At 63.3% G+C, this 22025-nt stretch carries 22 protein-coding genes; 13 read left to right on the top strand and 9 right to left on the bottom strand.

The annotated features are described in order from the left end of the window. The first annotated feature begins 6 nt into the window (after positions 1 to 6). The 3 genes from K8U54_RS24975 to K8U54_RS24965 are packed head-to-tail and all read left to right on the top strand — an operon-like array spanning position 7 to position 1964. Complete coding sequence (locus K8U54_RS24975; RefSeq protein WP_249908296.1) at positions 7 to 612, top strand: arylesterase; 606 nt, start codon at positions 7 to 9, stop codon at positions 610 to 612. 58 nt (positions 613 to 670) lie between these two features. After that, complete coding sequence (locus K8U54_RS24970; RefSeq protein WP_070887801.1) at positions 671 to 952, top strand: hypothetical protein; 282 nt, start codon at positions 671 to 673, stop codon at positions 950 to 952. A 58-nt stretch (positions 953 to 1010) separates the two neighbouring features. Then, complete coding sequence (locus K8U54_RS24965; protein ID WP_249908295.1) at positions 1011 to 1964, top strand: L,D-transpeptidase family protein; 954 nt, start codon at positions 1011 to 1013, stop codon at positions 1962 to 1964. A 98-nt stretch (positions 1965 to 2062) separates the two neighbouring features. On the opposite strand, the gene oprI is transcribed toward K8U54_RS24965, so the two are convergent. Next, entirely contained in the window at positions 2063 to 2314 is a 252-nt protein-coding gene (gene oprI, locus K8U54_RS24960) for an outer membrane lipoprotei OprI (RefSeq protein WP_013791646.1), read from the bottom strand. 354 nt (positions 2315 to 2668) lie between these two features. Between oprI and K8U54_RS24955 the strand changes: the two genes are divergently transcribed. After that, positions 2669 to 2950, top strand: a complete 282-nt coding sequence (locus K8U54_RS24955; RefSeq protein ID WP_070887799.1) for a GNAT family N-acetyltransferase — start codon at positions 2669 to 2671, stop codon at positions 2948 to 2950. Between the two features lie 59 nt (positions 2951 to 3009). Here K8U54_RS24955 and K8U54_RS24950 read toward each other — a convergent pair whose 3' ends face one another. Together K8U54_RS24950 and K8U54_RS24945 are read right to left on the bottom strand one after the other, a co-directional pair. Beyond that, positions 3010 to 4098, bottom strand: a complete 1089-nt coding sequence (locus K8U54_RS24950; protein ID WP_249908294.1) for a 3-deoxy-7-phosphoheptulonate synthase — start codon at positions 4096 to 4098, stop codon at positions 3010 to 3012. Positions 4099 to 4219: 121 nt separating this feature from the next. Continuing rightward, on the bottom strand, positions 4220 to 4636 hold the full coding sequence (locus tag K8U54_RS24945) for a PilZ domain-containing protein (RefSeq protein WP_249908293.1): 417 nt from the start codon (positions 4634 to 4636) through the stop codon (positions 4220 to 4222). On the opposite strand from K8U54_RS24945, the gene K8U54_RS24940 reads away from it, so the two are divergent. The 3 genes from K8U54_RS24940 (at position 4635) to cysB (ending at position 6721) form a co-directional block, all read left to right on the top strand. Continuing rightward, positions 4635 to 5021: a thioredoxin family protein gene (locus K8U54_RS24940; RefSeq protein ID WP_249908292.1), complete on the top strand. Its 387-nt coding sequence runs from the start codon at positions 4635 to 4637 to the stop codon at positions 5019 to 5021. The genes K8U54_RS24945 and K8U54_RS24940 overlap by 2 nt on opposite strands. A gap of 121 nt (positions 5022 to 5142) precedes the next feature. Beyond that, positions 5143 to 5640, top strand: a complete 498-nt coding sequence (locus K8U54_RS24935; RefSeq protein ID WP_249908291.1) for a universal stress protein — start codon at positions 5143 to 5145, stop codon at positions 5638 to 5640. Positions 5641 to 5746: 106 nt separating this feature from the next. Continuing rightward, positions 5747 to 6721, top strand: a complete 975-nt coding sequence (gene cysB, locus K8U54_RS24930) for an HTH-type transcriptional regulator CysB (protein ID WP_249908290.1) — start codon at positions 5747 to 5749, stop codon at positions 6719 to 6721. Between the two features lie 58 nt (positions 6722 to 6779). On the opposite strand, the gene K8U54_RS24925 is transcribed toward cysB, so the two are convergent. The 4 genes from K8U54_RS24925 to K8U54_RS24910 form a co-directional block, all read right to left on the bottom strand. After that, entirely contained in the window at positions 6780 to 7400 is a 621-nt protein-coding gene (locus K8U54_RS24925) for a phosphoadenosine phosphosulfate reductase family protein (protein ID WP_249908289.1), read from the bottom strand. A 126-nt stretch (positions 7401 to 7526) separates the two neighbouring features. Then, complete coding sequence (locus K8U54_RS24920; RefSeq protein ID WP_074888503.1) at positions 7527 to 8513, bottom strand: alpha-L-glutamate ligase-like protein; 987 nt, start codon at positions 8511 to 8513, stop codon at positions 7527 to 7529. 4 nt (positions 8514 to 8517) lie between these two features. After that, positions 8518 to 10044: an inactive transglutaminase family protein gene (locus tag K8U54_RS24915; protein WP_070887792.1), complete on the bottom strand. Its 1527-nt coding sequence runs from the start codon at positions 10042 to 10044 to the stop codon at positions 8518 to 8520. Between the two features lie 5 nt (positions 10045 to 10049). After that, the gene (locus K8U54_RS24910) at positions 10050 to 10580 is read right to left on the bottom strand and encodes an ATP-dependent zinc protease family protein (protein ID WP_249908288.1); all 531 of its coding nucleotides are present in this window, start codon (positions 10578 to 10580) and stop codon (positions 10050 to 10052) included. A 455-nt stretch (positions 10581 to 11035) separates the two neighbouring features. Between K8U54_RS24910 and K8U54_RS24905 the strand changes: the two genes are divergently transcribed. The 5 genes from K8U54_RS24905 (at position 11036) to prpF (ending at position 17855) form a co-directional block, all read left to right on the top strand. Then, the gene (locus K8U54_RS24905; RefSeq protein WP_249910517.1) at positions 11036 to 11761 is read left to right on the top strand and encodes a GntR family transcriptional regulator; all 726 of its coding nucleotides are present in this window, start codon (positions 11036 to 11038) and stop codon (positions 11759 to 11761) included. After that, a complete protein-coding gene (gene prpB / locus K8U54_RS24900) occupies positions 11758 to 12642 on the top strand; it encodes a methylisocitrate lyase (RefSeq protein ID WP_249908287.1) in 885 nt (294 codons plus the stop codon). The genes K8U54_RS24905 and prpB overlap by 4 nt, the downstream gene beginning before the upstream one ends. Positions 12643 to 12711: 69 nt before the next feature. After that, on the top strand, positions 12712 to 13872 hold the full coding sequence (gene prpC, locus K8U54_RS24895) for a bifunctional 2-methylcitrate synthase/citrate synthase (protein WP_249908286.1): 1161 nt from the start codon (positions 12712 to 12714) through the stop codon (positions 13870 to 13872). A gap of 30 nt (positions 13873 to 13902) precedes the next feature. Then, entirely contained in the window at positions 13903 to 16512 is a 2610-nt protein-coding gene (gene acnD, locus K8U54_RS24890; RefSeq protein ID WP_249910516.1) for a Fe/S-dependent 2-methylisocitrate dehydratase AcnD, read from the top strand. A 164-nt stretch (positions 16513 to 16676) separates the two neighbouring features. Beyond that, entirely contained in the window at positions 16677 to 17855 is a 1179-nt protein-coding gene (gene prpF, locus K8U54_RS24885; protein ID WP_249908285.1) for a 2-methylaconitate cis-trans isomerase PrpF, read from the top strand. A 12-nt stretch (positions 17856 to 17867) separates the two neighbouring features. Here the strand turns inward: prpF and K8U54_RS24880 are convergent, their stop codons facing one another. Further along, entirely contained in the window at positions 17868 to 18506 is a 639-nt protein-coding gene (locus tag K8U54_RS24880) for a LysE family translocator (RefSeq protein ID WP_249908284.1), read from the bottom strand. 22 nt (positions 18507 to 18528) lie between these two features. Beyond that, positions 18529 to 19347, bottom strand: a complete 819-nt coding sequence (gene ppsR / locus K8U54_RS24875) for a posphoenolpyruvate synthetase regulatory kinase/phosphorylase PpsR (RefSeq protein ID WP_249908283.1) — start codon at positions 19345 to 19347, stop codon at positions 18529 to 18531. A gap of 177 nt (positions 19348 to 19524) precedes the next feature. Between ppsR and ppsA the strand changes: the two genes are divergently transcribed. Next, positions 19525 to 21897, top strand: a complete 2373-nt coding sequence (gene ppsA / locus K8U54_RS24870; protein ID WP_249908282.1) for a phosphoenolpyruvate synthase — start codon at positions 19525 to 19527, stop codon at positions 21895 to 21897. Positions 21898 to 22025 lie beyond the last annotated feature (128 nt).

Raw genomic sequence — 22025 nt, 5'->3', positions numbered from 1 at the left:
AATCCGATGCGTGCAATAGTGAAGGGGGCCATCCTGGGCCTGCTGCTGATAGGGCAGATGGCGCAGGCGGGGACCGTGCTGGTCGTCGGCGATAGTATCAGCGCCGCTTTTGGCATGGATACCCGGCAGGGCTGGGTTCATTTGCTCGATGAACGCATGCGCAACGAGGGGTTCGAGCACCAGGTGGTGAACGCCTCGATCAGCGGCGACACCAGCGCTGGCGGGGCGGCGCGGCTGCCGGCGCTGCTGGCCGAGCACCAGCCGCAACTGGTGATCGTCGAGCTCGGTGGCAACGATGGCCTGCGTGGTTTGCCACCAGGCCAATTGCAACAGAATCTTGCGTCGATGATCGATGCTTCCCGTGGCGCCGGTGCCAAGGTGCTGTTGTTGGGCATGCGCATCCCGCCCAATTACGGCGAGCGCTATACCACGGCATTCGCCAAGGTGTTCGACGACGTGGCCACCGACAAGAATGTGCCGCTGGTGCCCTTTCTGCTCGAGGGCGTGGGCGGTGTCGCGAGCCTGATGCAGGATGACGGCGTGCATCCTGCCGTAGCCGCCCAGCCGCGGCTGCTCGAGAATGTCTGGCCGAGCTTGAAACCATTGCTGTAACGGGCTTTTCCGCTGACGGTGTTTCGGCTAATGTGGCGCCCCCGTTCTGGAGCCCCCCATGTTGCGACCCGTCTGGTCTCTGTATGCCTACCAACTGATCGAGCCGGACGAGCAGCTGGATCTGTTCGCCTGCCGCGAGGTGAAGGTGCACCTGGTCGCTCGCCAGCTGGAGCTTGGTGGCCACGCCGATCGCACCCTGTGCGGTGGCCTGCTGCCCGCGCAGCCGCTGTGGCGCGACCTGGAACGGCCGATGTTGCAGGACCGCCGCCTGTGCCGCGCCTGCCTGGCGACGCTGGAGGCCCAGCGCCGTGGTGAGCGGCCCGCGTGGCCGGGGCGCTGAAGGGCGCCACGGTATACAATCAACTCCCACCATCACCACCACCTCGAAGGTTTTCTGCATGTCGCCGCGCGTTTCAGCTCTTGCCCGCTGTCTGTCGTTGGGTGCTGTCTGTCTGGCAGGCTCCGCCGCCGCACTGGAATTGCCGTTGCCACCGCCCGGCGAGGACATCGTCGGCGAGATCCAGGTCATCAAGGCGCGCTACGAGGACACCTTCGCCGACATCGGTACGGCGAACGACCTGGGCTATCTGGAAATGGTCGCCGCCAATCCGGGTGTGGATGCCTGGCTGCCGGGCGAGGGCACCGATATCGTGCTGCCGACCCGCTTCATCCTGCCGCCCGGGCCGCGTGAAGGCATCGTGATCAACCTCGCCGAATACCGGTTGTACTACTTCCCGAAGGGCCAGAACGTGGTCCACACCTATCCGCTGGGCATCGGTCGCGAGGGCTGGAGTTCGCCGGTAACCCAGGCGCGCATCACCGCCAAGACACCGAACCCGGGCTGGTACCCACCGCAGTCGATTCGCGACGAGCACGCGGCCGACGGCGACCCGCTGCCGAGTTACGTGCCGCCAGGCCCGGACAATCCGCTGGGGCCCTACAAGATGACGCTGTCGGTGCCGGGCTACCTGATTCACGGCTCGAACAAGAAGTTCGGCATCGGCATGCGGGTGAGCCATGGCTGCTTCCGCATGCTCAACAACAACGTGCTCGAGCTGGCCGACATGGTGCCGGTCGGCACGCCGGTGCGTATCGTCAACGAGCCGTACAAGTTCGGCGTCAGCGGCGGCAAGGTCTACCTGGAGGCGCACACGCCGCTGGGCGAGGAGGATGCCCCGGCGGTCGATCACCACACCGAGGTGGTCAACGCCCTGATCCGGCGTAACGACCTCAGCGCCGATAGCCTGGACTGGGACGTGGTGCGTGAGGTGGTGGCTGCCCATGACGGCCTGCCGGTAGAGATCGCTTCGCCGCGCGATGCGGTCATCCAGGCGCAGGCGCCCGCTCTCTGACGACGGCGTGCCGGGCGCTCGGGGAGCGCCCGGTGGAGCATTCATGCAGACATAAAAAAGCCGGCTCGAAAGCCGGCTTTTTCATTGCCCGAGGGCGATTACTTGCGGCTGGCTTTTTCCAGCATACGCAGAGCGCGCTCATTGGCTTCGTCAGCAGTTTGCTGAGCCTTCTGAGCGGCAGCCAGTGCTTCGTCAGCCTTGCGGTAGGCTTCGTCGGCACGAGCTTGAGCGCGGGCTGCTGCGTCTTCGGTTGCAGTCAGGCGAGCTTCGGTTTCTTTGGTGACGCTGCTGCAACCGGTAGCCAGAACTGCGGCCAGAGCCAGAGCAGAGAATTTCAGAACGTTGTTCATCGTGTTCCCCTTAGGGTCAGTTTTTTGCTTATTGAAGCCCTTTCCCGAACCCGGAAAATGGCCGGCGTACATACTACCTGTAACTTTTAGTAAGTAAACGGACGAGGGGCAAGGGTTCCGAATTTTTTCTCTGAAATGAATGCGCTAGCGCCGAATAGCTGTACAGATGGCGGCCGTGTACGCGACTGAGCGCGAGGATTTTCACGTCTCGGATTTCTGCCGGGTCGGCAATTTTCCGGTGAACGGATTTTGCCTTGCCCTTTACGTTCTACAGTGGCTTTATAGCCTATTGTTACCGGATGTACGCAGGCCCTGCCGGGGATGTCGTGCCTGGCCCAATCGAGAGGAGTAGTAATGAGCGAGCCACTGTCCATTCATCATGACCTTGCCGGTCACCAGTTCGAGACCACAGTGGATGGGGATCGCGCTTATCTTTCCTATATGGATCTGGGCAAGCAGACCCTGGATATCTATCGCACCTTCGTGCCCAACTCGTTGCGCGGTCGTGGCATCGCTGCGGCCCTGACCAAGACGGCGCTGGATTACGCCGACAGCATGGGCTACACGGTGATCGCGTCCTGCTCCTATGTGGAGCGCTACATGGCGCGTACCGAAGGCGCTGCCGAGCAGGATTGAAATAGGCGCCGCCTACGAAAACGCCGAGCATCTGCTCGGCGTTTTTCATGGTGGCAGTATTAGCCGCGCTGGCGCTTGGGCAGCACGTCCTTGAGTTTGCCGTGCATGCTGCGCAGGGTCTTCTCGGTGCTTTCCCAATCGATGCAGGCGTCGGTGATCGAGACGCCGTACTTGAGCTGTTGCAGGTCCTTGGGAATCGATTGGTTGCCCCAGCCCAGGTGGCTTTCGACCATCAGGCCGACGATCGACTGGTTGCCTTCGAGGATCTGGTTGGCGACGTTGTCCATCACCAGGGGTTGCAGCGCCGGGTCCTTGTTGGAGTTGGCGTGGCTGCAGTCGACCATGATGTTCGGCTTGATCGATGCCTTTTTCAGTTCCTGCTCGCAAATGGCCACGCTGACCGAATCGTAGTTCGGCTTGCCGTTGCCGCCACGCAGCACCACGTGCCCGTAGGCGTTGCCCTTGGTGGTGACGATGGATACACCGCCTTGCTGGTTGATACCCAGGAAGCGGTGCGGGCTGGAGACCGACTGCAGGGCGTTGATGGCCACCGTGAGGCCGCCATCGGTGCCGTTCTTGAAGCCGACCGCCGAGGACAGGCCCGAGGCCATTTCCCGGTGGGTCTGCGACTCGGTGGTGCGCGCACCGATCGCCGACCAGCTGATCAGGTCCTGCAGGTATTGCGGGGAAATCGGGTCCAGGGCTTCGGTGGCGGTGGGCAGACCCATTTCCGCGAGGTCGAGCAGGAGCTTGCGGCCGATATGCAGGCCGTCCTGGATCTTGAAGGAGTCGTCGAGGTAGGGATCGTTGATCAAACCTTTCCAGCCAACGGTGGTGCGCGGCTTCTCGAAGTACACGCGCATGACCAGATACAGGGTGTCGGAGACTTCCTCGGCGAGCACCTTCAGGCGCTCGGCATATTCGTGGGCGGCTTTGATGTCGTGGATGGAGCAGGGGCCGACCACCACGAACAGGCGGTGATCCTTGCCGTCGAGGATGTCACGCACCACCTGCCGGCCGGCCGATACGGTGCGTTGCGCGCGTTCGGTCAGCGGAATCTCAAGCTTGATCTGTTCCGGGGTGATCAGGGTTTCGTTGGAGGCGACGTTGAGGTCGTTGATCGGTAATTCAGCTGTCGTGCTTTTCATCGGGTGGGTCATCGGGTCACGGGAGCCGGCCGCCAGCGATCCCCGTGCAGCGGGCACAGCAGTATGGGCACAGCGGGGAAGCCGAACCTTAGCGCGTTAGCGCCCGTCGAGACAATGGTATTTAGGGCTTGGACGGCTGAAAGATGGCCAGCCGCTGCTCGCGCCATTCTTCGGCAATCAGCTCCAGGGGCAGCACCTGGCCGGCCTGCTGTTCGCGATGCCTGCGGTAGCGTTCCAGGTTGCAGATTTCTTCGACCATGCGTGCGCGCAGCTCGGGCGCGTGCTCGCTGAAGGCGACGCCTAGCAGATAATGCTCCGATTGCTGCGTGCACCAGGCGACCTGACCCGGGTAGGCTAGCTGTGCACCCAGCACGGGAATGTGCAGCGTGACCGGCGTGCCCCGGGCCAGGGGGTGACCGGACTGGCAGGCCGCACCGCCCAGGCTGATGTTGTCCAGGCATTGGTTGGCGCTGGGCGAGTGGCGGCGTAGCCTCAACTCCACAGGCAGATTGCTGCTATGACGAAGAAAGCGACGCATGAACGAGCACCCCGGTTGCCATCAGAATGATATTGTCCTGCCGAGTATAGCCACGCAATTGGAATTGACCGATTTTGATGCCGATCGGCGATTGCTCGATCTGCCCGGCACCTCACTGGTGATCTTTACCAGCCAGGGCTGCGCGAGCTGCCGCTACGCGCGCCGGCAGCTTCCAGGGATGGCGTTGTCCATCGAACGTCTGGTATGGATCGATGCGCAGGAGAACTTCGGCCTGGTGCAGCGCTACGAGGTCTTCCAGCTGCCGGCGCTTTTCCTGGTGCGCGATGGCGCGTTCTTCGGCGCGCTGCATGCCAGGCTGGCGGCTGTCGAACTGCGCGCAGCGATGACCGAGGCGTTTGCCAGAGCACCCGAAGAGCTGCCCTGAGGGACGTGCCCTGGCCGTTACAGCGGTCGGGCTGGCCATGGGCTAGCCTTTTACGGTGGCTTTTCCATGACGCTGCTAAGCTCAAGCCAGGCCCCGCCGTGCCGGCAGTCGAGGAGGCCGCATGATCCGTTCGATTCTCTACGCCACCGATCTTGGTTTGTATGCGCCCTATGTGTTGCAGCACGCGCTGGCGATGGCCCGAAGTTTCAAGGCGCGCCTGCATGTGGTGCACGTGGTGGAACCTATGGGCCTGTTCGCCGAATCCGTTCTGCAGACCTACGTCGACGAAGCCCGCCTGAAAGAACTGCGCAGCACGGGGCTGGAAACCGTCATGAGCAATATCGAGCTGCGCGTGCTCGAGGGGTTTCGCGACGAACTGGGCGACAATCCCGAGGACCTCGAGCTGATCGGCTCGGTCAGCGTTCTGCGCGGTGATCCGCCGATTTCCGTTCTCGAGCACGCCCAGAAACTCGCCGTGGATCTGCTGGTCGTAGGCAGTCACAGCCACGGCGCGGCGCTCGAGGTGCCCATGGGCCGTACGGCTGCCCGGCTCCTGCAGTTATGCGACGTGCCGATTTACCTGGTGCCCATGCTGCAGCATCGATCCCGCCATGAGTAAGTGGCTGAACCCAGATAAAAAATCTATATATACCGCCTTTACCATTAATATGGTTATATAGCTGATCGATGATCAGGCGGCGGCCTATCCGCTTTGAGGGGTTTATATGAAGCTTCAGCAACTGCGCTACATCTGGGAAGTCGCGCACCATGACCTCAACGTTTCCGCCACAGCGCAGAGCCTGTACACCTCGCAGCCGGGGATCAGCAAGCAGATCCGCCTGCTCGAAGACGAGCTCGGTGTCGAAGTCTTCGCCCGCAGCGGCAAGCACCTGACCCGCGTCACCCCGGCCGGCGAGCGGATCATCACCACCGCCGGGGAAATCCTGCGCAAGGTCGAGAGCATCAAGCAGATCGCCCAGGAATTCTCCAACGAGAAGAAGGGCACGCTGTCCATCGCCACCACCCACACCCAGGCGCGCTACGCGCTGCCGCCGGTGATCAGCAGCTTCATCAAGCAGTACCCGGAAGTCGCCCTGCACATGCATCAGGGCACGCCGACGCAGATCGCCGAAATGGCTGCCGACGGCACCGTGGACTTCGCCATTGCCACCGAAGGCCTGGAGCTCTACAACGATCTGGTGATGATGCCGTGCTACCGCTGGAACCGCTGCGTGATCGTGCCCCAGGGGCATCCGCTGAGCAAATTGCCGAAGCTGACCCTCGAGGCGCTGGCCGAGCACGAGATCGTCACCTACACCTTTGGCTTCACCGGTCGCTCCAAGCTCGATGAAGCCTTCAGTCACCGTGGGCTGACCCCCAAGGTGGTGTTCACCGCCGTCGATGCCGACGTGATCAAGACCTACGTGCGCCTTGGTCTGGGTGTCGGCATCGTGGCCGGCATGGCGGTCGATCCGAACCTGGACCCGGACCTGGTGGTGCTCGATGCCAGCGAACTGTTCGAGTCCAGCGTGACGCGCATCGGTTTCCGTCGCGGCACCTTCCTGCGCGGCTTCATGTGCGATTTCATCGAGACCTTCGCCCCGCACCTGACCCGTGACGTGCTGGCCAAGGCCGTGCAGTGCCACAACAAGGTCGAGCTCGAAGAGCTGTTCAAGGACGTCAAGCTGCCGCTGCACTGAGCCACGCAGCCAAACGAAAAATGGCGCCTGCAAGGGCGCCATTTTTTTCGTCTCGAGATCAGTGGCTCAGGTGCAGGCCACACTCGCGGTTGTCTTCGCCCTTGGTGGGGTCGAAGTAGTCGAAGTTGTTCGGCAGGCCGTGGGCGGTCAGGTACCCGTAGAGATCCTTGGAGGACCAGTGCAGCAACGGGGCGACCTTGATCAGGCCGTCCGGGTTGATGCTCACCGGCTGCATCTGCGCACGCACTGCCGTGTCGGTGGCGCGCAGGGCGGTGAACCATACGCCAGGCGCGGTTTCGCGCAGGGCGCGGGCGAACGGCTCGAGCTTCACTTCTTCGGTAAATGCGGCGTGGCGCGGGTCGTCCAGTCCCGGTGTCGGGCCATCGATGGCCTCGCGATGGGCACGGCTGCGCTTGGGCAGGTAGGTGATCAGGTTGAGGCCCAGTTGCTGGGTGACCTCATCGGCGAACCGGTAGGTGGCCTCGGTGTTGTAGCCGCTGTCCATCCACACGATCGGGATATCGGCCTTGGCCTGGCTGACCATGTGCAGGATCACCGCTTCGAAGGGGCGGAAGTTGGTGGTGCAGATGGCGGGTTTGCCCAGGCCGATCGCCCACTCGATCAGCTTTTGCGGCTGATTGGCGAATTCGGCGTTGAGTCTGTCCAGATCGAGATCCATTGCGGGCTCCGAGGCGTGTGGGTGAGAGGGCGATGGTAGCAAATCTGCGCGGCAGCCGTGGCGGCGGACAGGTGATCAAGGCCGAGCGCGCCTGCTGCCGGGGTGGCCCGGCAGCAGGCGGCTCGATCAGATTTCCGCGGGCGGAATGTGGCCGAACAGCTCCTGGGAGAAGCGCGTGCGTTCCTCGGCGTTTTCCTGGATGCCCTTGGCGGCCAGTTCTGCCAGGCGCGCTTCCACGGCGTGGGCGCGATGGGTCAGGCCGCAGTCGTTGGCGATCTGGATGTTCAGGCCGGGGCGGGCGTTGAGCTCGAGAATCAGCGGGCCCTTGTCCTGATCGAGCACCATGTCCACCCCGATGTAGCCCAGACCGCACAGCTCGTAGCAGCCGGCCGCGAGCTTCATGAAGCCATCCCAGTTGGGCAGTTGCACGCCATCCACCGCGTTGGTGGTGTCGGGGTGTTTGCTGATCTTGTTGTTCAGCCAGGTACCGCGCAGGGTCACGCCGGTGGCCAGGTCCACACCGACGCCGATGGCGCCCTGGTGCAGGTTGGCCTTGCCGCCGGACTGGCGGGTCGGCAGGCGCAGCATGGCCATCACCGGGTAGCCCATCAGCACGATGATGCGGATGTCCGGCACGCCTTCGTAGCTGATGCTCTTGAAGATGCTGTCCGGGGTGACCCGGTATTCGATCAGCGCACGGTCGCGGTGGCCACCCAGGGAGTACAGGCCCGAGAGAATGCTGGAGATCTGCTGCTCGATTTCCGAGTGACTGACGATCTTGCCGGATACCGTCTTGAAGCGATCCTCGAAGCGGTCGGCGATCACCAGGATGCCGTCGCCGCCGGCGCCCTGGGCCGGCTTGACGACGAAATCGCTGCGCTCGCCGATGATCTTGTCGAGGTTGTCGATCTCCTTTTCGGTGGAGATCACCCCGTACATTTCCGGCACGTGAATGCCGGCTTCGATGGCGCGCTGCTTGGTGATGATCTTGTCGTCGACGATCGGGTACAGGTGGCGCTTGTTGTACTTGAGCACGTAGTCCGCGTTGCGGCGGTTGATGCCCATGATGCCCTTGGCTTCAAGGGCCTTCCAGGTTTTCCAGAGACCTAGCATTGGCTCAATCCTTCAGGAAGGCTTTGAAGCGGAACAGTTCGGTCAGGCGGTAGCCGCGGTAGCGACCCATGGCCAGCATGAAGCCCACCAGCACCAGCAGCACCGCCGGGAAGGTGAACACGAAGTACACCAGCTCCGGCACGCTCATCAGCAGGTGCGCCAGGGTGGCGGCGACCAGGGTGCCGATGGCGACCTTGAAGGCATGGCCACCGCCACGTTCTTCCCAGGTGATCGACAGGCGCTCGATGGTCATGGTCAGAATCACCATCGGGAACAGGGCGACCGACAGGCCGCGCTCCAGGCCCAGCTTGTGGCTGAACAGGCTGATGGCGGCGATCAGCACCACCACGAAGGTCAGCACCACCGACAGCCTTGGCAGCATCTGCAGCTTGAGGTGCTCCAGGTAGGAGCGCAGCGACAGGCCCAGGGCGGTGATCACCGTGAACAGGAAGATACCGAAGCCCAGCTGGGTTTCCCGGAAGGCCAGGGCGATCAGCACCGGGGTGAAGGTACCCAGGGTCTGCAGGCCACCGAGGTTGCGCAGGATCAGGATCACCAGCACGCCGATGGGGATCATCACCATGATCATGAAGGTCTGCTGGGTCTGCAGCGGCAGGCCGTACAGCGAGTACTCGAGGAAGTCGGCGTCGGTGTTCTCGTCGGTCAGCTGGGCGAGGCGAATGGCGTTCATCTCGCTGTTGTTGAGGGTGAAGGTGGTGGTGGCCTGACGACCGCCATCGAGGGTGATCAGTGGCTCGTCACCGGTCCACCAGACCAGGCGATCGGCCGGCAGGCCCTGCTCGCCGGTTTCCGGGTTGAAGTACAGCCAGCGGTCGCCGTTGAAGCTGCGCAGCCACAGTTCGGGGCTCTGCTGGATGTCGGCAGCCAGGCGAATGGTGTGCACGCGCTCCATCGGCACGTGGGCGATGGACAGCAGCAGTTCGACGGCCTGGGCCTTCTTGGTGGTCGAGGCATCGCCGCCGAGCAGCAGCTTGGCGTTGTCGTCGTTGGTGTTGTTGACGCGCTTGATGGTCTCGCTGATGAAGGTCTCGACGTCGGCCGAGTGCTGGCGGATCGGCGCCAGCAGCGCCTCGGCGGCGATCTTCTCGGGGCCTTCCACCGGAATGCTGTCACGGAAGATCGGCCCCTTGGCCTTGGCCTGCTCGCCGCTGTAGCGCTTGGTCAGCACCAGGCGGTAGTAGAGGGTCTGCTTGCCACTGGCGCGACGCGCCGACCAGGTCACCTTGCGGTTGCCATCGGCACGGTTGACGCTCACCCCGTAGTTGTTGGAGATGAAGCTCTCGTTGAGGCTGACGTAGTCCTGGTTCAGCGGCGGTACGAACATCTGCAGCTTGATCGGGTCGCGGCCATTGGCCTGGAATTCGACCCGGGTGTCGATGTTCCAGAGGTCGTCGGTTTCGTCACTGCTGACCGGGATGCCGAGAATGAAAATCTGATAGGCCGTAATCAGAACGCCCAGGCTCACCAGAATGGTGATCAGGATTTTCAGATGCAGGGTAAGAGAGCGCATGGGGATTACTCGCCGGATTTTGCGTTGGAACAGTCAGGTTTCCCTGCTGCGTATTTTAGGCTGGGGTCGACCAGGGCATCGAAGCGCTTGAGCGCGTCGGAGCCGATCAAGAGCGGGTATTGGAAGGCGCTGCGATCGGTAAGGTTCACTTCGATCTGGCGTTTGACGTTACCCATGCACACGTCCAGTTCGATGACCGGGCGGGCGGTGTAGGTCTTCTCGTCATCCTCGTCGACATCACCGGCGCGGCGCTTGATCTTGCTGATGCGTGCCAGCGGGCGCTCGATGGGATGCGCATGGGCATCGTCGATGGCCAGGTAGAAACGCACCCAGCGCTCACCGTCGCGCTTGAAACGCTCGATGTCGCGAGCGCTGAGCGAGGCGGTCTGGGCGCCGGTATCGAGCTTGGCGGCCACTTCCACGTCGATGTCGAGGCTGACGTATTCGTTCAGCCCATAGATGGTTTTGTCCGCAGCGACAGCATGGCAAGACAGCGCCAGCAGGCAGGGCAGAGTAGTCAGGAAATGAAGTCTCATGGGTCCTTGAGTAGATGAAGCGATGGGACGATCCATGCGCCATTGAAGACGGCCCCCAGGCCGCTGCTGCAGTGGCCGGGGGCGAAATGAGGCGAAGTCTAGCATGGCCCGCGAAGGTGCCGACAGTCGCTTGTGCAGCGCACCACCGGCGTTCGCCAGGGGCTCGGTTGTGGTGAATCCACCCGTGCCGCCAAGCCGTTGTGATCCGCTCGCGCGCCGGTACGGTCAGGCAGTGAGCCGCTCCAGCGGCTCGCGGAGCCGTGACCGACCTCCAACGGGTCTGGGCGATCATCCGGCACCGAGCCCGTGGCCAGCCAGGCGCTGGGCGAGGCGCTCCGGCAGGGGCGATGGATATCGAGGTCAGCCTCGCTTGCGTGATTATTGTCGACACGGTGACTTGAAATTTCTGCCGATATCGCTTTATCTGCAGATAAATCTAGGTGAGTGTCGACAATATGCTGGAAGCCGTTGAGTCTGAGGAAGATGCTGGGACCCTGGCCGAAAACGTCTTTCGCCAGATTCAGCTGGCCATCGTGCGTGGCGAGATGGCGCCGGGCAGCAAGATTTCCGAGCCCGAACTGGCACGGACCTATGGCATCAGCCGCGGGCCGTTGCGCGAGGCCATCCATCGGCTCGAGGGGCAGAAGCTACTGGTGCGCATTCCCCATGTCGGCGCCCGGGTGGTGTCGCTCAGCCATGCCGAGTTGATCGAGCTGTACGAGATCCGCGAATCCCTGGAGGGCATGGCCTGCCGTCAGGCGGCCGAACGCATGAGCCAGACCGAGATCGACGACCTGCGCCGGGTGCTCGACCTGCACGAGCAGGATGCCGCGTTCCAGGCCGGTGTCGGCTACTACCAGCAGGAAGGTGATTTCGACTTCCACTACCGGATCATCCAGGGCAGCGGCAACCGTACCCTGGCCAAGCTCTTGTGCGATGAGCTGTATCAGCTGGTGCGCATGTATCGCCTGCAGTTCTCCGCCACGCCCAACCGGCCGCACCAGGCCTTTGCCGAACACCACCGCATTCTCGATGCCATCGAAGGCCGGGACGGCGAACTGGCCGAGTTGCTGATGCGCCGGCATATCGGCGCTTCCAAACGCAATATCGAGCGTCATTACCAGGCCCAGGTCGGGCAGGTGGCGCTCGCCAAACCTTCCAAGACCCGAGGTGAATCATGACCCAGCTTTCTGCCGGCCAGCGTTTCCGCCAGGCCCTCGCTGAAGAAAAACCGTTGCAGGTGATCGGTGCGATCAATGCCAACCATGCGCTGCTGGCCCAGCGTGCCGGCTTCAAGGCGATCTACCTGTCCGGTGGCGGTGTGGCGGCGGGCTCACTGGGTCTGCCGGACCTGGGCATCAATACCCTGGAAGACGTGCTGATCGACGTGCGCCGCATCACCGACGTGTGCGGCTTGCCGCTCATGGTCGATATCGACACCGGCTTCGGCCCCAGCGCCTTCAACATCGAGCGCACCATCAAGAGCCTGATCAAGGCCGGTGCGGCGGCAGCGCACATCGAGGATCAGGTCGGCGCCAAGCGTTGCGGTCACCGCCCGGGCAAGGAAATCGTCTCCTGCGAGGAAATGGCCGACCGGGTGAAGGCTGCGGCCGACGCCAGGACCGACCCGGACTTCTTCCTGATCGCGCGCACCGATGCCATCCAGGCCGAGGGCGTGGACGCCGCCATCGAGCGTTGCCTTCGTTATGTGGAGGCGGGCGCCGAAGGCATCTTCGCCGAAGCCGCCATTGATCTGCCGACCTATCAGCGCTTCGTCGATGCGCTGAACGTGCCGATCCTGGCCAACATCACCGAGTTCGGCGCCACGCCGCTGTTCACCCGCGACGAACTGGCGTCGGTGGGCGTGGCCATCCAGCTCTATCCGCTGTCGGCGTTCCGCGCGGCCAACAAGGCGGCGGAAAGCGTTTACACCTCGATTCGCCAAAATGGTCATCAGCAGGAGGTGGTCGAGCAGATGCAGACCCGTGCCGAGCTGTATGAGCGTATCGGCTACCACGCCTTCGAGCAGAAGCTCGACGCGCTGTTCGCCGCCAAGAAGTGATCGCCTGGCGGGCCGCACCGCGCCCGTGCATAACAACAAGACATCCCCTGCGGATGAAAGGAGAGACTGATGAGCGCCACCGACACCACCGTTGCGGGTTTCAAGCCGAAGAAGTCCGTCGCCCTGAGTGGCACCGCTGCCGGCAACACCGCCCTGTGCACCGTGGGCCGCACCGGCAATGACCTGCATTACCGCGGTTACGACATTCTCGACGTGGCCAACAGCTGCGAGTTCGAGGAAATCGCCCACCTGCTGGTGCACGGCAAACTGCCGACCGTTGCCGAACTGACCGCCTACAAGGCCAAGCTCAATGCGCTGCGTGGTTTGCCGGCAGCACTCAAGGTCGCGCTGGAGCAGCTGCCGCCTTCGGCTCACCCTATGGATGTGATGCGCACCGGCGTATCGGTGCTCGGCTGCCTGTCGCCGGAAAAGGATGATCACAACCACCCCGGCGCGCGGGATATCGCGGACAAGCTGATGGCCTCGCTCGGCTCGATGCTGCTGTATTGGTACCACTTCAGCCACAACGGCAAGCGCATTGAGGTGCAGACCGACGACGACTCCATCGGCGGACATTTCCTGCACCTGCTGCACGGCGAAGCGCCTCGCGCTTCCTGGGTGCGTGCCATGCACACCTCGCTGAACCTGTATGCCGAGCACGAGTTCAACGCCTCGACCTTCACCTCGCGGGTGATCGCCGGCACCGGATCGGACCTGTTTTCCGCCATCGCTGGCGGCATCGGCGCATTGCGCGGGCCCAAGCACGGCGGCGCTAACGAAGTGGCCTTCGAGGTGCAGAAGCGCTACGACAGCCCGGACGAGGCCGAGGCCGATATCCGCGAGCGGGTGGGGCGCAAGGAAGTGGTGATCGGCTTCGGCCACCCGGTCTACACCGTCAGCGACCCGCGCAACAAGGTGATCAAGGAAGTCGCACGGGAGCTGTCGGCCGAGCAGGGCAACAACAAGATGTTCGACATTGCCGAGCGCCTGGAAACCATCATGTGGGACATCAAGAAGATGTTCCCCAACCTCGACTGGTTCAGTGCCGTCAGCTACCACATGATGGGCGTGCCGACCGCCATGTTCACCCCGCTGTTCGTCATCGCCCGCACCGCCGGCTGGTCCGCCCATGTCATCGAACAGCGCATCGACGGCAAGATCATCCGCCCGAGCGCCAACTACACAGGGCCTGAAGACCTGAAGTTCGTGCCGCTCAAGGACCGCAAATAATCAATCATGGAAAACACCATGAACTACACCGTGAATAGCCAATACCGCAAGCGCCTGCCCGGCACCGACCTGGATTACTTCGATGCCCGCGAGGCTGTCGAGGCCATTCAGGCCGGCGCCTGGAGCAAGCTGCCCTACACCTCGCGGGTGCTTGCCGAGCAACTGGTGCGCCGTTGCGAGCCCCGGGATCTGGCCGCCTCGCTGGAGCAACTGGTCCATCGCAAGCGTGATCTGGACTTCCCCTGGTACCCGGCGCGGGTGGTCTGCCACGACATTCTCGGCCAGACCGCGCTGGTCGACCTGGCCGGCCTGCGTGACGCCATCGCCGAGAGGGGCGGTGATCCGGCCAAGGTCAATCCGGTGGTGCCGACCCAGTTGATCGTCGACCATTCGCTGGCCGTGGAAGCGCCGGGCTTCGACCCGGACGCCTTCGAGAAGAACCGCGCCATCGAGGACCGCCGCAACGAGGACCGCTTCCACTTCATTGACTGGACCAGGACCGCGTTCAAGAACGTCGACGTGATCCCGGCCGGCAACGGCATCATGCACCAGATCAATCTGGAGAAGATGAGCCCGGTGATCCAGGCGCGCGGCGGCATCGCGTTCCCGGACACCTGCGTCGGCACCGACTCCCATACCCCGCACGTCGACGCCCTGGGCGTGATCGCCATCGGCGTCGGCGGCCTGGAAGCCGAGACGGTGATGCTTGGTCACCCATCGATGATGCGCCTGCCGGATATCGTCGGTGTCGAGCTGACCGGCAAGCGCCAGCCGGGCATCACTGCCACCGATATCGTCCTGGCGCTGACCGAGTTCCTGCGCAAGGAGCGGGTGGTCGGCGCCTGGGTCGAGTTCTTCGGCAAGGGGGCGGACAGCCTGTCCATCGGCGACCGTGCGACCATTTCCAACATGTGTCCGGAGTACGGCGCCACCGCCTCGATGTTCTATATCGATGGCCAGACCATCGATTATCTGCGGCTCACCGGCCGCGAGCCGGAGCAGGTCGCCCTGGTGGAGCACTACGCCAGGACCCTTGGCTTGTGGAGCGATGCGCTGGTAACCGCCGAGTACGAGCGCGTGCTGCGTTTCGACCTGGGCAGCGTGGGCCGCAACATGGCCGGCCCGAGCAACCCGCACCGTCGCCTGCCGACCTCGGCACTGGCCGAGCGCGGGATCGCCGACGAAGCCAAGCTGCAGGTCGGCAAAGGCGAGGAAGCCCAGGGCCTGATGCCCGATGGCGCGGTGATCATCGCCGCCATCACCAGTTGCACCAACACCTCCAACCCGCGCAACGTGGTGGCCGCCGGCCTGGTGGCCAGGAAGGCCAACGCGCTGGGCCTGGTGCGCAAGCCCTGGGTGAAGACCTCGTTCGCGCCAGGCTCCAAGGTCGCCAAGCTGTATTTGCAGGAGGCCGGTCTGTTGCCGGAGCTGGAAAAGCTTGGCTTCGGCATCGTCGCCTATGCCTGCACCACCTGTAATGGCATGTCCGGCGCGCTGGATCCGGCGATCCAGAAGGAAATCATCGACCGCGACCTGTATGCCACTGCCGTGCTGTCGGGCAACCGCAATTTCGACGGGCGCATTCACCCCTATGCCAAGCAGGCCTTCCTGGCCTCGCCGCCGCTGGTGGTGGCCTATGCCATCGCCGGTACCGTGCGCTTCGATATCGAACAGGACGTGCTCGGCCATGACGCGGCCGGCAATCCGATCACGCTGAAGGACCTGTGGCCGAGTGACGAAGAGATCGACGCCATCGTCGCCGCGAGCGTGAAGCCCGAGCAGTTCAAGCAGATCTACATTCCGATGTTCGATCTGGGCAGCGTGCAGGAGGCTGAAAGCCCGTTGTATGCCTGGCGGCCGACGTCCACCTACATTCGCCGCCCGCCGTACTGGGAGGGCGCGCTGGCCAGTGAACGCACGCTCAGGGGCATGCGCCCGCTGGCGATCCTGCCGGACAACATCACCACCGATCACCTGTCGCCGTCCAACGCCATCCTGGCGGACTCGGCCGCCGGTGAGTACCTGGCGAAAATGGGCTTGCCGGAGGAGGACTTCAACTCCTACGCGACTCATCGGGGTGACCATCTGACTGCACAGCGCGCCACCTTCGCCAACCCGCAACTGGTCAACGAAATGGTCGTGGTCGACGGTGAGGTGAAGAAAGGCTCGCTGGCCCGCGTCGAGCCCGAGGGCCAGGTGATGCGCATGTGGGAGGCCATCGAGACCTACATGAACCGCAAGCAGAACCTGATCATCGTGGCCGGTGCCGACTACGGCCAGGGCTCGTCGCGGGACTGGGCAGCCAAGGGCGTGCGCCTGGCGGGTGTCGAGGTGATCGTCGCCGAAGGCTTCGAGCGCATCCACCGTACCAATCTGGTGGGCATGGGCGTGCTGCCGGTGGAGTTCAAGCCGGGCACCACGCGCCTGACCCTGGGCCTGGACGGTACCGAGACCTACGATATCCAGGGCGATATCACGGCACGCGGCGAGCTGACCCTGGTGGTGAACAGGCGCAACGGCGAGGTGGTGCGGGTACCGGTGACCTGCCGGCTGGATACGGCGGCCGATGTCAGTGTGTACAAGGCCGGTGGCGTGCTGCAGCGCTTCGCCAAGGACTTCCTCGAAGGCGCGGTGGCTTGATCACGTAGGGTGGATGGCGCTTTTCCATCCACCGTGGCGAGTTCCACGGTGTATCGATGGGGCGTGAGCTACGCGCCCCGATCCACCCGACGATTTATTTAGTGCATAGCCAGGCTGTAATTCGGGAAAACCAGCCCCACCATTTTTCTATCAGGACTGCGCTCATGGCTTATCTGCCGCAAGTGAAAATCCCCGCCACCTATATGCGTGGCGGTACCAGCAAGGGCGTGTTCTTTCGCCTCGAGGATCTGCCCGTGCAATGCCAGGTGCCGGGCGAGGCCCGCGACAAGCTATTTATGCGCGTGATCGGCAGCCCCGATCCCTACTCGGCGCATATCGATGGCATGGGCGGTGCGACGTCGAGCACCTCCAAGTGCGTGATCCTGTCGAAAAGCAGCCAGCCTGGTCACGATGTCGACTACCTCTACGGCCAGGTGTCCATCGACAAGGCCTTTGTCGACTGGAGCGGCAACTGCGGCAACCTGTCCACCGCCGCCGGCGCCTTCGCCATCCATGCCGGCCTGATGGACGCTTCGCGCATTCCCGAGAACGGCACCTGCATGGTACGTATCTGGCAGGCCAATATTCAGAAAACCATCATCGCCCATGTGCCGATCAGCAATGGCCAGGTCCAGGAAACCGGCGATTTCGAACTCGATGGGGTGACCTTCCCGGCAGCCGAGATCGTGCTGGAGTTTCTCGATCCGTCCGAGGAAGGCGAGGAGGGTGGCTCGATGTTTCCCACCGGCAATCTGGTGGATGAGCTGGACGTGCCTGGGGTCGGTACGTTCAAGGCGACCCTGATCAGCGCCGGCATTGCGACCATCTTCGTCAACGCCGCGGACCTTGGCTATCAAGGTACCGAGTTGCGCGAAGACATCAACTCGGACCCGGCGCAATTGGCGCGTTTCGAGCAGATTCGCGTGGCCGGCGCATTGCGTATGGGCTTGATCAAAAGCCCGGAGGAGGCCCTGACCCGCCAGCATACGCCCAAGATCGCCTTCGTCAGCCCAGCGAAAAGCTACCGGGCATCGAGCGGCAAGACGGTCGCTGCGGATGAAGTGGATCTGCTGGTGCGCGCGCTGTCCATGGGCAAGCTGCATCACGCCATGATGGGCACCTGCGCGGTGGCCATCGGCGCGGCGGCGGCGGTACCTGGCACACTGGTCAACCAGGCCGCTGGCGGTGGCGAGCGGCAGGCGGTGCGCTTTGGGCATCCTTCCGGCACCTTGCGGGTCGGCGCCGAAGCCAGTCAGGTCGGCGCCAGCTGGGCGGTCACCAAGGCGATCATGAGCCGCAGTGCGCGAATCCTTATGGAAGGCTGGGTACGGGTGCCGGCGTGAACCGGCTACTCGTCAGTGCTGAGTCGTGCTGAGCAGCAAACCGCCTGCGCCCATGAAAAAGGCGCCGGTGGTGCGGTTCAGCCGCTGCGCACCTTGCCGGGTGCGGATAAAGCGGCGGATCTGCCGACCGAACAGGGCATAGACCAGCGAGGCGGCGTATTCGGCCAGCAGATAGGTGGCGCCCAGGTATATGAACTGTTCGCTTGCCGGCTCGCCGGGCTTGATGAACTGCGGGAAGATCGCGGCGAACAGAAGAATCGCCTTGGGATTGCTGATGCCGATCAGAAACTCCTGCAGCATCAGGCGCGACACCTGCCGTTGTGGCTGCACGGCCGGCACCGCGCCTTCCAGGTCCAGGCCGCTGAATTCCCGGCTGCGCCAGGCACTGACACCGAGATACAGCAGGTACAGCGCGCCGACCCACTTGATCACCGTGAAGGCGGTTTCCGACGCCAGCAACATGGCGCCCAGGCCAACGGCGGAGATGCTCAGGAAAATGGCGAACGCCACCACCCGCCCGGTGGTGGCCAGCAGGGCCGCGCCGATGCCATGGCGGATGCCGTTGTTCATCGCGCAGAAGTTGTTGGGCCCCGGCGTCAAGGCGATCACAAAGGCGAGCGGGGCGAACAGCACGGCATCGGACAGCGTCATGGCTGGGGCCTCAAGGGGGCGGTTATTTGAAGCGTCGTTCGACGCCTTTTTCCACCAGGATCTTGGCGGAAATCTCTTCCACCGAGAAATGGGTGGAATCGATGAAGGCGATCGATTCGCGGCGGAACAGGCTTTCCACCTCGCGCACCTCGAATTCGCACTGAGCATAGCTGGCGTAGCGACTGTTTGGCTTGCGCTCGTTGCGGATGGCCGCCAGGCGGTCGGGGTCGATGGTCAGGCCGAACAGCTTCTCGCGGTGTTTCTTCAGCGAAGCCGGCAGTTGCAGGCGCTCCATGTCGTCTTCGGTGAGCGGGTAGTTGGCGGCGCGAATGCCGTACTGCATGGCCATGTACAGGCAGGTCGGGGTCTTGCCGCAACGCGACACGCCGACCAGGATCAGGTCGGCCTTGTCGTAGTAATGGGTGCGTGCGCCGTCATCGTTGTCGAGGGCGAAATTGACCGCCTCGATGCGCTCCATGTAGTTGGTATTGCCGCTGATCGAGTGCGACTTGCCCACCGAGTACGACGAGTGGGAGGCGAGTTCCTGCTCGAGGGGCGCCAGGAAGGTCGAGAAGATGTCGATCATGAAGCCGCGGGACTCGGCCAGGATGTCGTGGATCTGCTGGTTGACGATGGTGGCGAAGATGATCGGGTTGGCGCCGTCCTTGTCGGCGGCATTATTGATTTGTTGTACCATGGCGCGCGCCTTTTCGACGCTGTCCACGTAGGGCCGCGTGAGCTTGGTGAAGCCGATGGTGTCGAACTGGGCCAGCAGGCTTTGCCCCAATGCCTCCGCGGTGATACCGGTGCCGTCGGAGATGAAGTACGCGGTTCGTGTCATTGCGCAAATGGCCTATAAGCTGGGAACGAATCTTGGCTATGATAGGTCGGTTTTTTGCCGGCCCTGATGGGTTTGCATTGTTACTTATTTTCCAGGGCCAGGCCATTGTCCACCCGGCGCATGCCGACGGCGTTTCCAGCCCATGAGCTTTTCCAACACTGAAGTGGAGAGATCACCTTGGCAGAGTACGTAGTTTCCCTCGATAAGCTCGGCAATCACGATGTCGAGCATGTAGGGGGCAAGAACGCCTCCCTCGGCGAGATGATCAGCAACCTGGCGGGCGCTGGCGTTTCGGTTCCCGGTGGTTTCGCCACGACGGCCCAGGCCTATCGCGACTTTCTCGAGCAGAGCGGCCTCAATGCGCAGATCCACGAGGCCCTGGACGCCCTGGATGTCGACGACGTCAACGCCCTGGCCAAGACCGGCGCGCAGATTCGCCAGTGGGTGATGGAGGCCGAGTTCCCGGCTGCGCTCAACGAGCAGATCCGCACCGCCTTCGCCGCCATGGCGGGTGGCAATGACAACATGGCGGTGGCCGTGCGTTCCTCGGCCACCGCCGAAGACCTGCCCGATGCCTCCTTTGCCGGCCAGCAGGAAACCTTCCTGAACATCCGCGGCGTGGAAAACGTCATCCGCGCGGCCAAGGAAGTCTTCGCCTCGCTGTTCAACGACCGCGCCATCGCCTACCGCGTGCACCAGGGCTTCGACCACAAGCTGGTCGCCCTGTCCGCCGGCGTGCAGCGCATGGTGCGTTCGGAAACCGGCACTGCCGGCGTGATGTTCACCCTGGATACCGAATCGGGTTTCCGCGACGTGGTGTTCATCACCGGTGCCTACGGCCTGGGCGAGACCGTGGTTCAGGGCGCGGTCAATCCCGACGAATTCTATGTCCACAAGCAGACCCTGGAGGCCGGTCGCCCGGCGATCCTGCGTCGCAACCTGGGCAGCAAGGCGATCAAGATGATCTACGGCGACGAAGCCAAGGCCGGCAAGTCGGTCAAGGTGGTCGACGTCGACCGTGCCGACCGCGCGCGTTTCTGCCTCACCGATGCCGAGGTCAGCGAGCTGGCCAAGCAGGCCATGATCATCGAGAAGCACTACGGTCGTCCGATGGACATCGAGTGGGCCAAGGACGGTGACGACGGCAAGCTGTACATCGTCCAGGCGCGCCCGGAAACCGTGAAGAGCCGCGCCAGCGCCACCGTGATGGAGCGCTACCTGCTCAAGGAAAAAGGCACCGTGCTGGTCGAAGGCCGCGCCATCGGCCAGAAGATCGGCGCCGGCAAGGTGCGGGTGATCAACGACGTGTCCGAGATGGACAAGGTCCAGCCCGGCGACGTGCTGGTTTCCGACATGACCGATCCGGACTGGGAACCGGTGATGAAGCGCGCCAGCGCCATCGTCACCAACCGCGGCGGGCGTACCTGCCACGCGGCGATCATCGCCCGCGAGCTGGGCATTCCGGCCGTGGTCGGTTGCGGCAACGCCACCCACGCACTGCGTGACGGCCAGGGCGTGACGGTTTCCTGTGCCGAAGGCGACACCGGTTTCATCTTCGAGGGCGAACTGGGTTTCGACGTGCGTCAGAACTCCATCGACGCCATGCCCGAACTGCCGTTCAAGATCATGATGAACGTCGGCAACCCCGATCGCGCCTTCGATTTCGCCCAGTTGCCCAACGCCGGTATCGGCCTGGCGCGCCTGGAGTTCATCATCAACCGCATGATCGGCGTGCACCCCAAGGCGCTGCTGAACATGGACGGCCTGCCGCCGGAAATCCAGGAAAGCGTCGAGAAGCGCATCGCCGGCTACGCCGACCCGGTGAACTTCTACGTCGAGAAGCTGGTGGAAGGCATCAGCACCCTGGCGGCGGCGTTCTGGCCGAAGAAGGTCATCGTGCGCCTGTCCGACTTCAAGTCCAACGAATACGCCAACCTGATCGGCGGCAAGCTGTACGAGCCGGAAGAAGAGAACCCGATGCTGGGCTTCCGTGGCGCGTCGCGCTACATCAGCGAATCGTTCCGCGACTGCTTCGAGCTCGAGTGCCGGGCGCTGAAGAAAGTCCGTAACGAGATGGGCCTGACCAACGTCGAGATCATGGTGCCGTTCGTGCGCACCCTGGGCGAAGCCAAGCAGGTGGTCGATCTGCTGGCCGAGAACGGCCTGGCCCGCGGGCAGGATGGCCTGAAGGTCATCATGATGTGCGAGCTGCCGTCCAACGCCATCCTGGCCGAGGAATTCCTGGAATACTTCGACGGTTTTTCCATCGGCTCCAACGACCTGACCCAGCTGACCCTGGGCCTGGATCGTGACTCCGGAATCGTCGCGCATCTGTTCGATGAGCGTAACCCGGCGGTCAAGAAGCTGCTGTCCAACGCCATCCAGGCATGCAACAAGGCGGGCAAATACATCGGTATCTGCGGCCAGGGTCCGTCGGACCACCCGGATCTGGCGCGCTGGCTGATGGAGCAGGGCATCGAGAGCGTTTCCCTGAACCCGGATTCGGTGCTGGAAACCTGGTTCTTCCTCGCCGAAGCCCAGCCCAGCTGATCGAAGCGGTTTGAAGGATGACCCGAGGGCAGGTTCTACCTGCCTTTTTTGTGACCTGTCATCCCCGGCGGCCACCCTTCTGGCCGTCGCAAGCGACGTCGAAACCTTCTCCCGGAAGTATTTGGTGC

It is taken from the genome of Pseudomonas fulva (assembly GCF_023517795.1).
Lineage (GTDB): Bacteria > Pseudomonadota > Gammaproteobacteria > Pseudomonadales > Pseudomonadaceae > Aquipseudomonas > Aquipseudomonas fulva_D.
The sequence above is the reverse complement of the archived record's forward strand: the minus strand, read 5'-3'. Positions and strand labels throughout refer to the sequence as shown.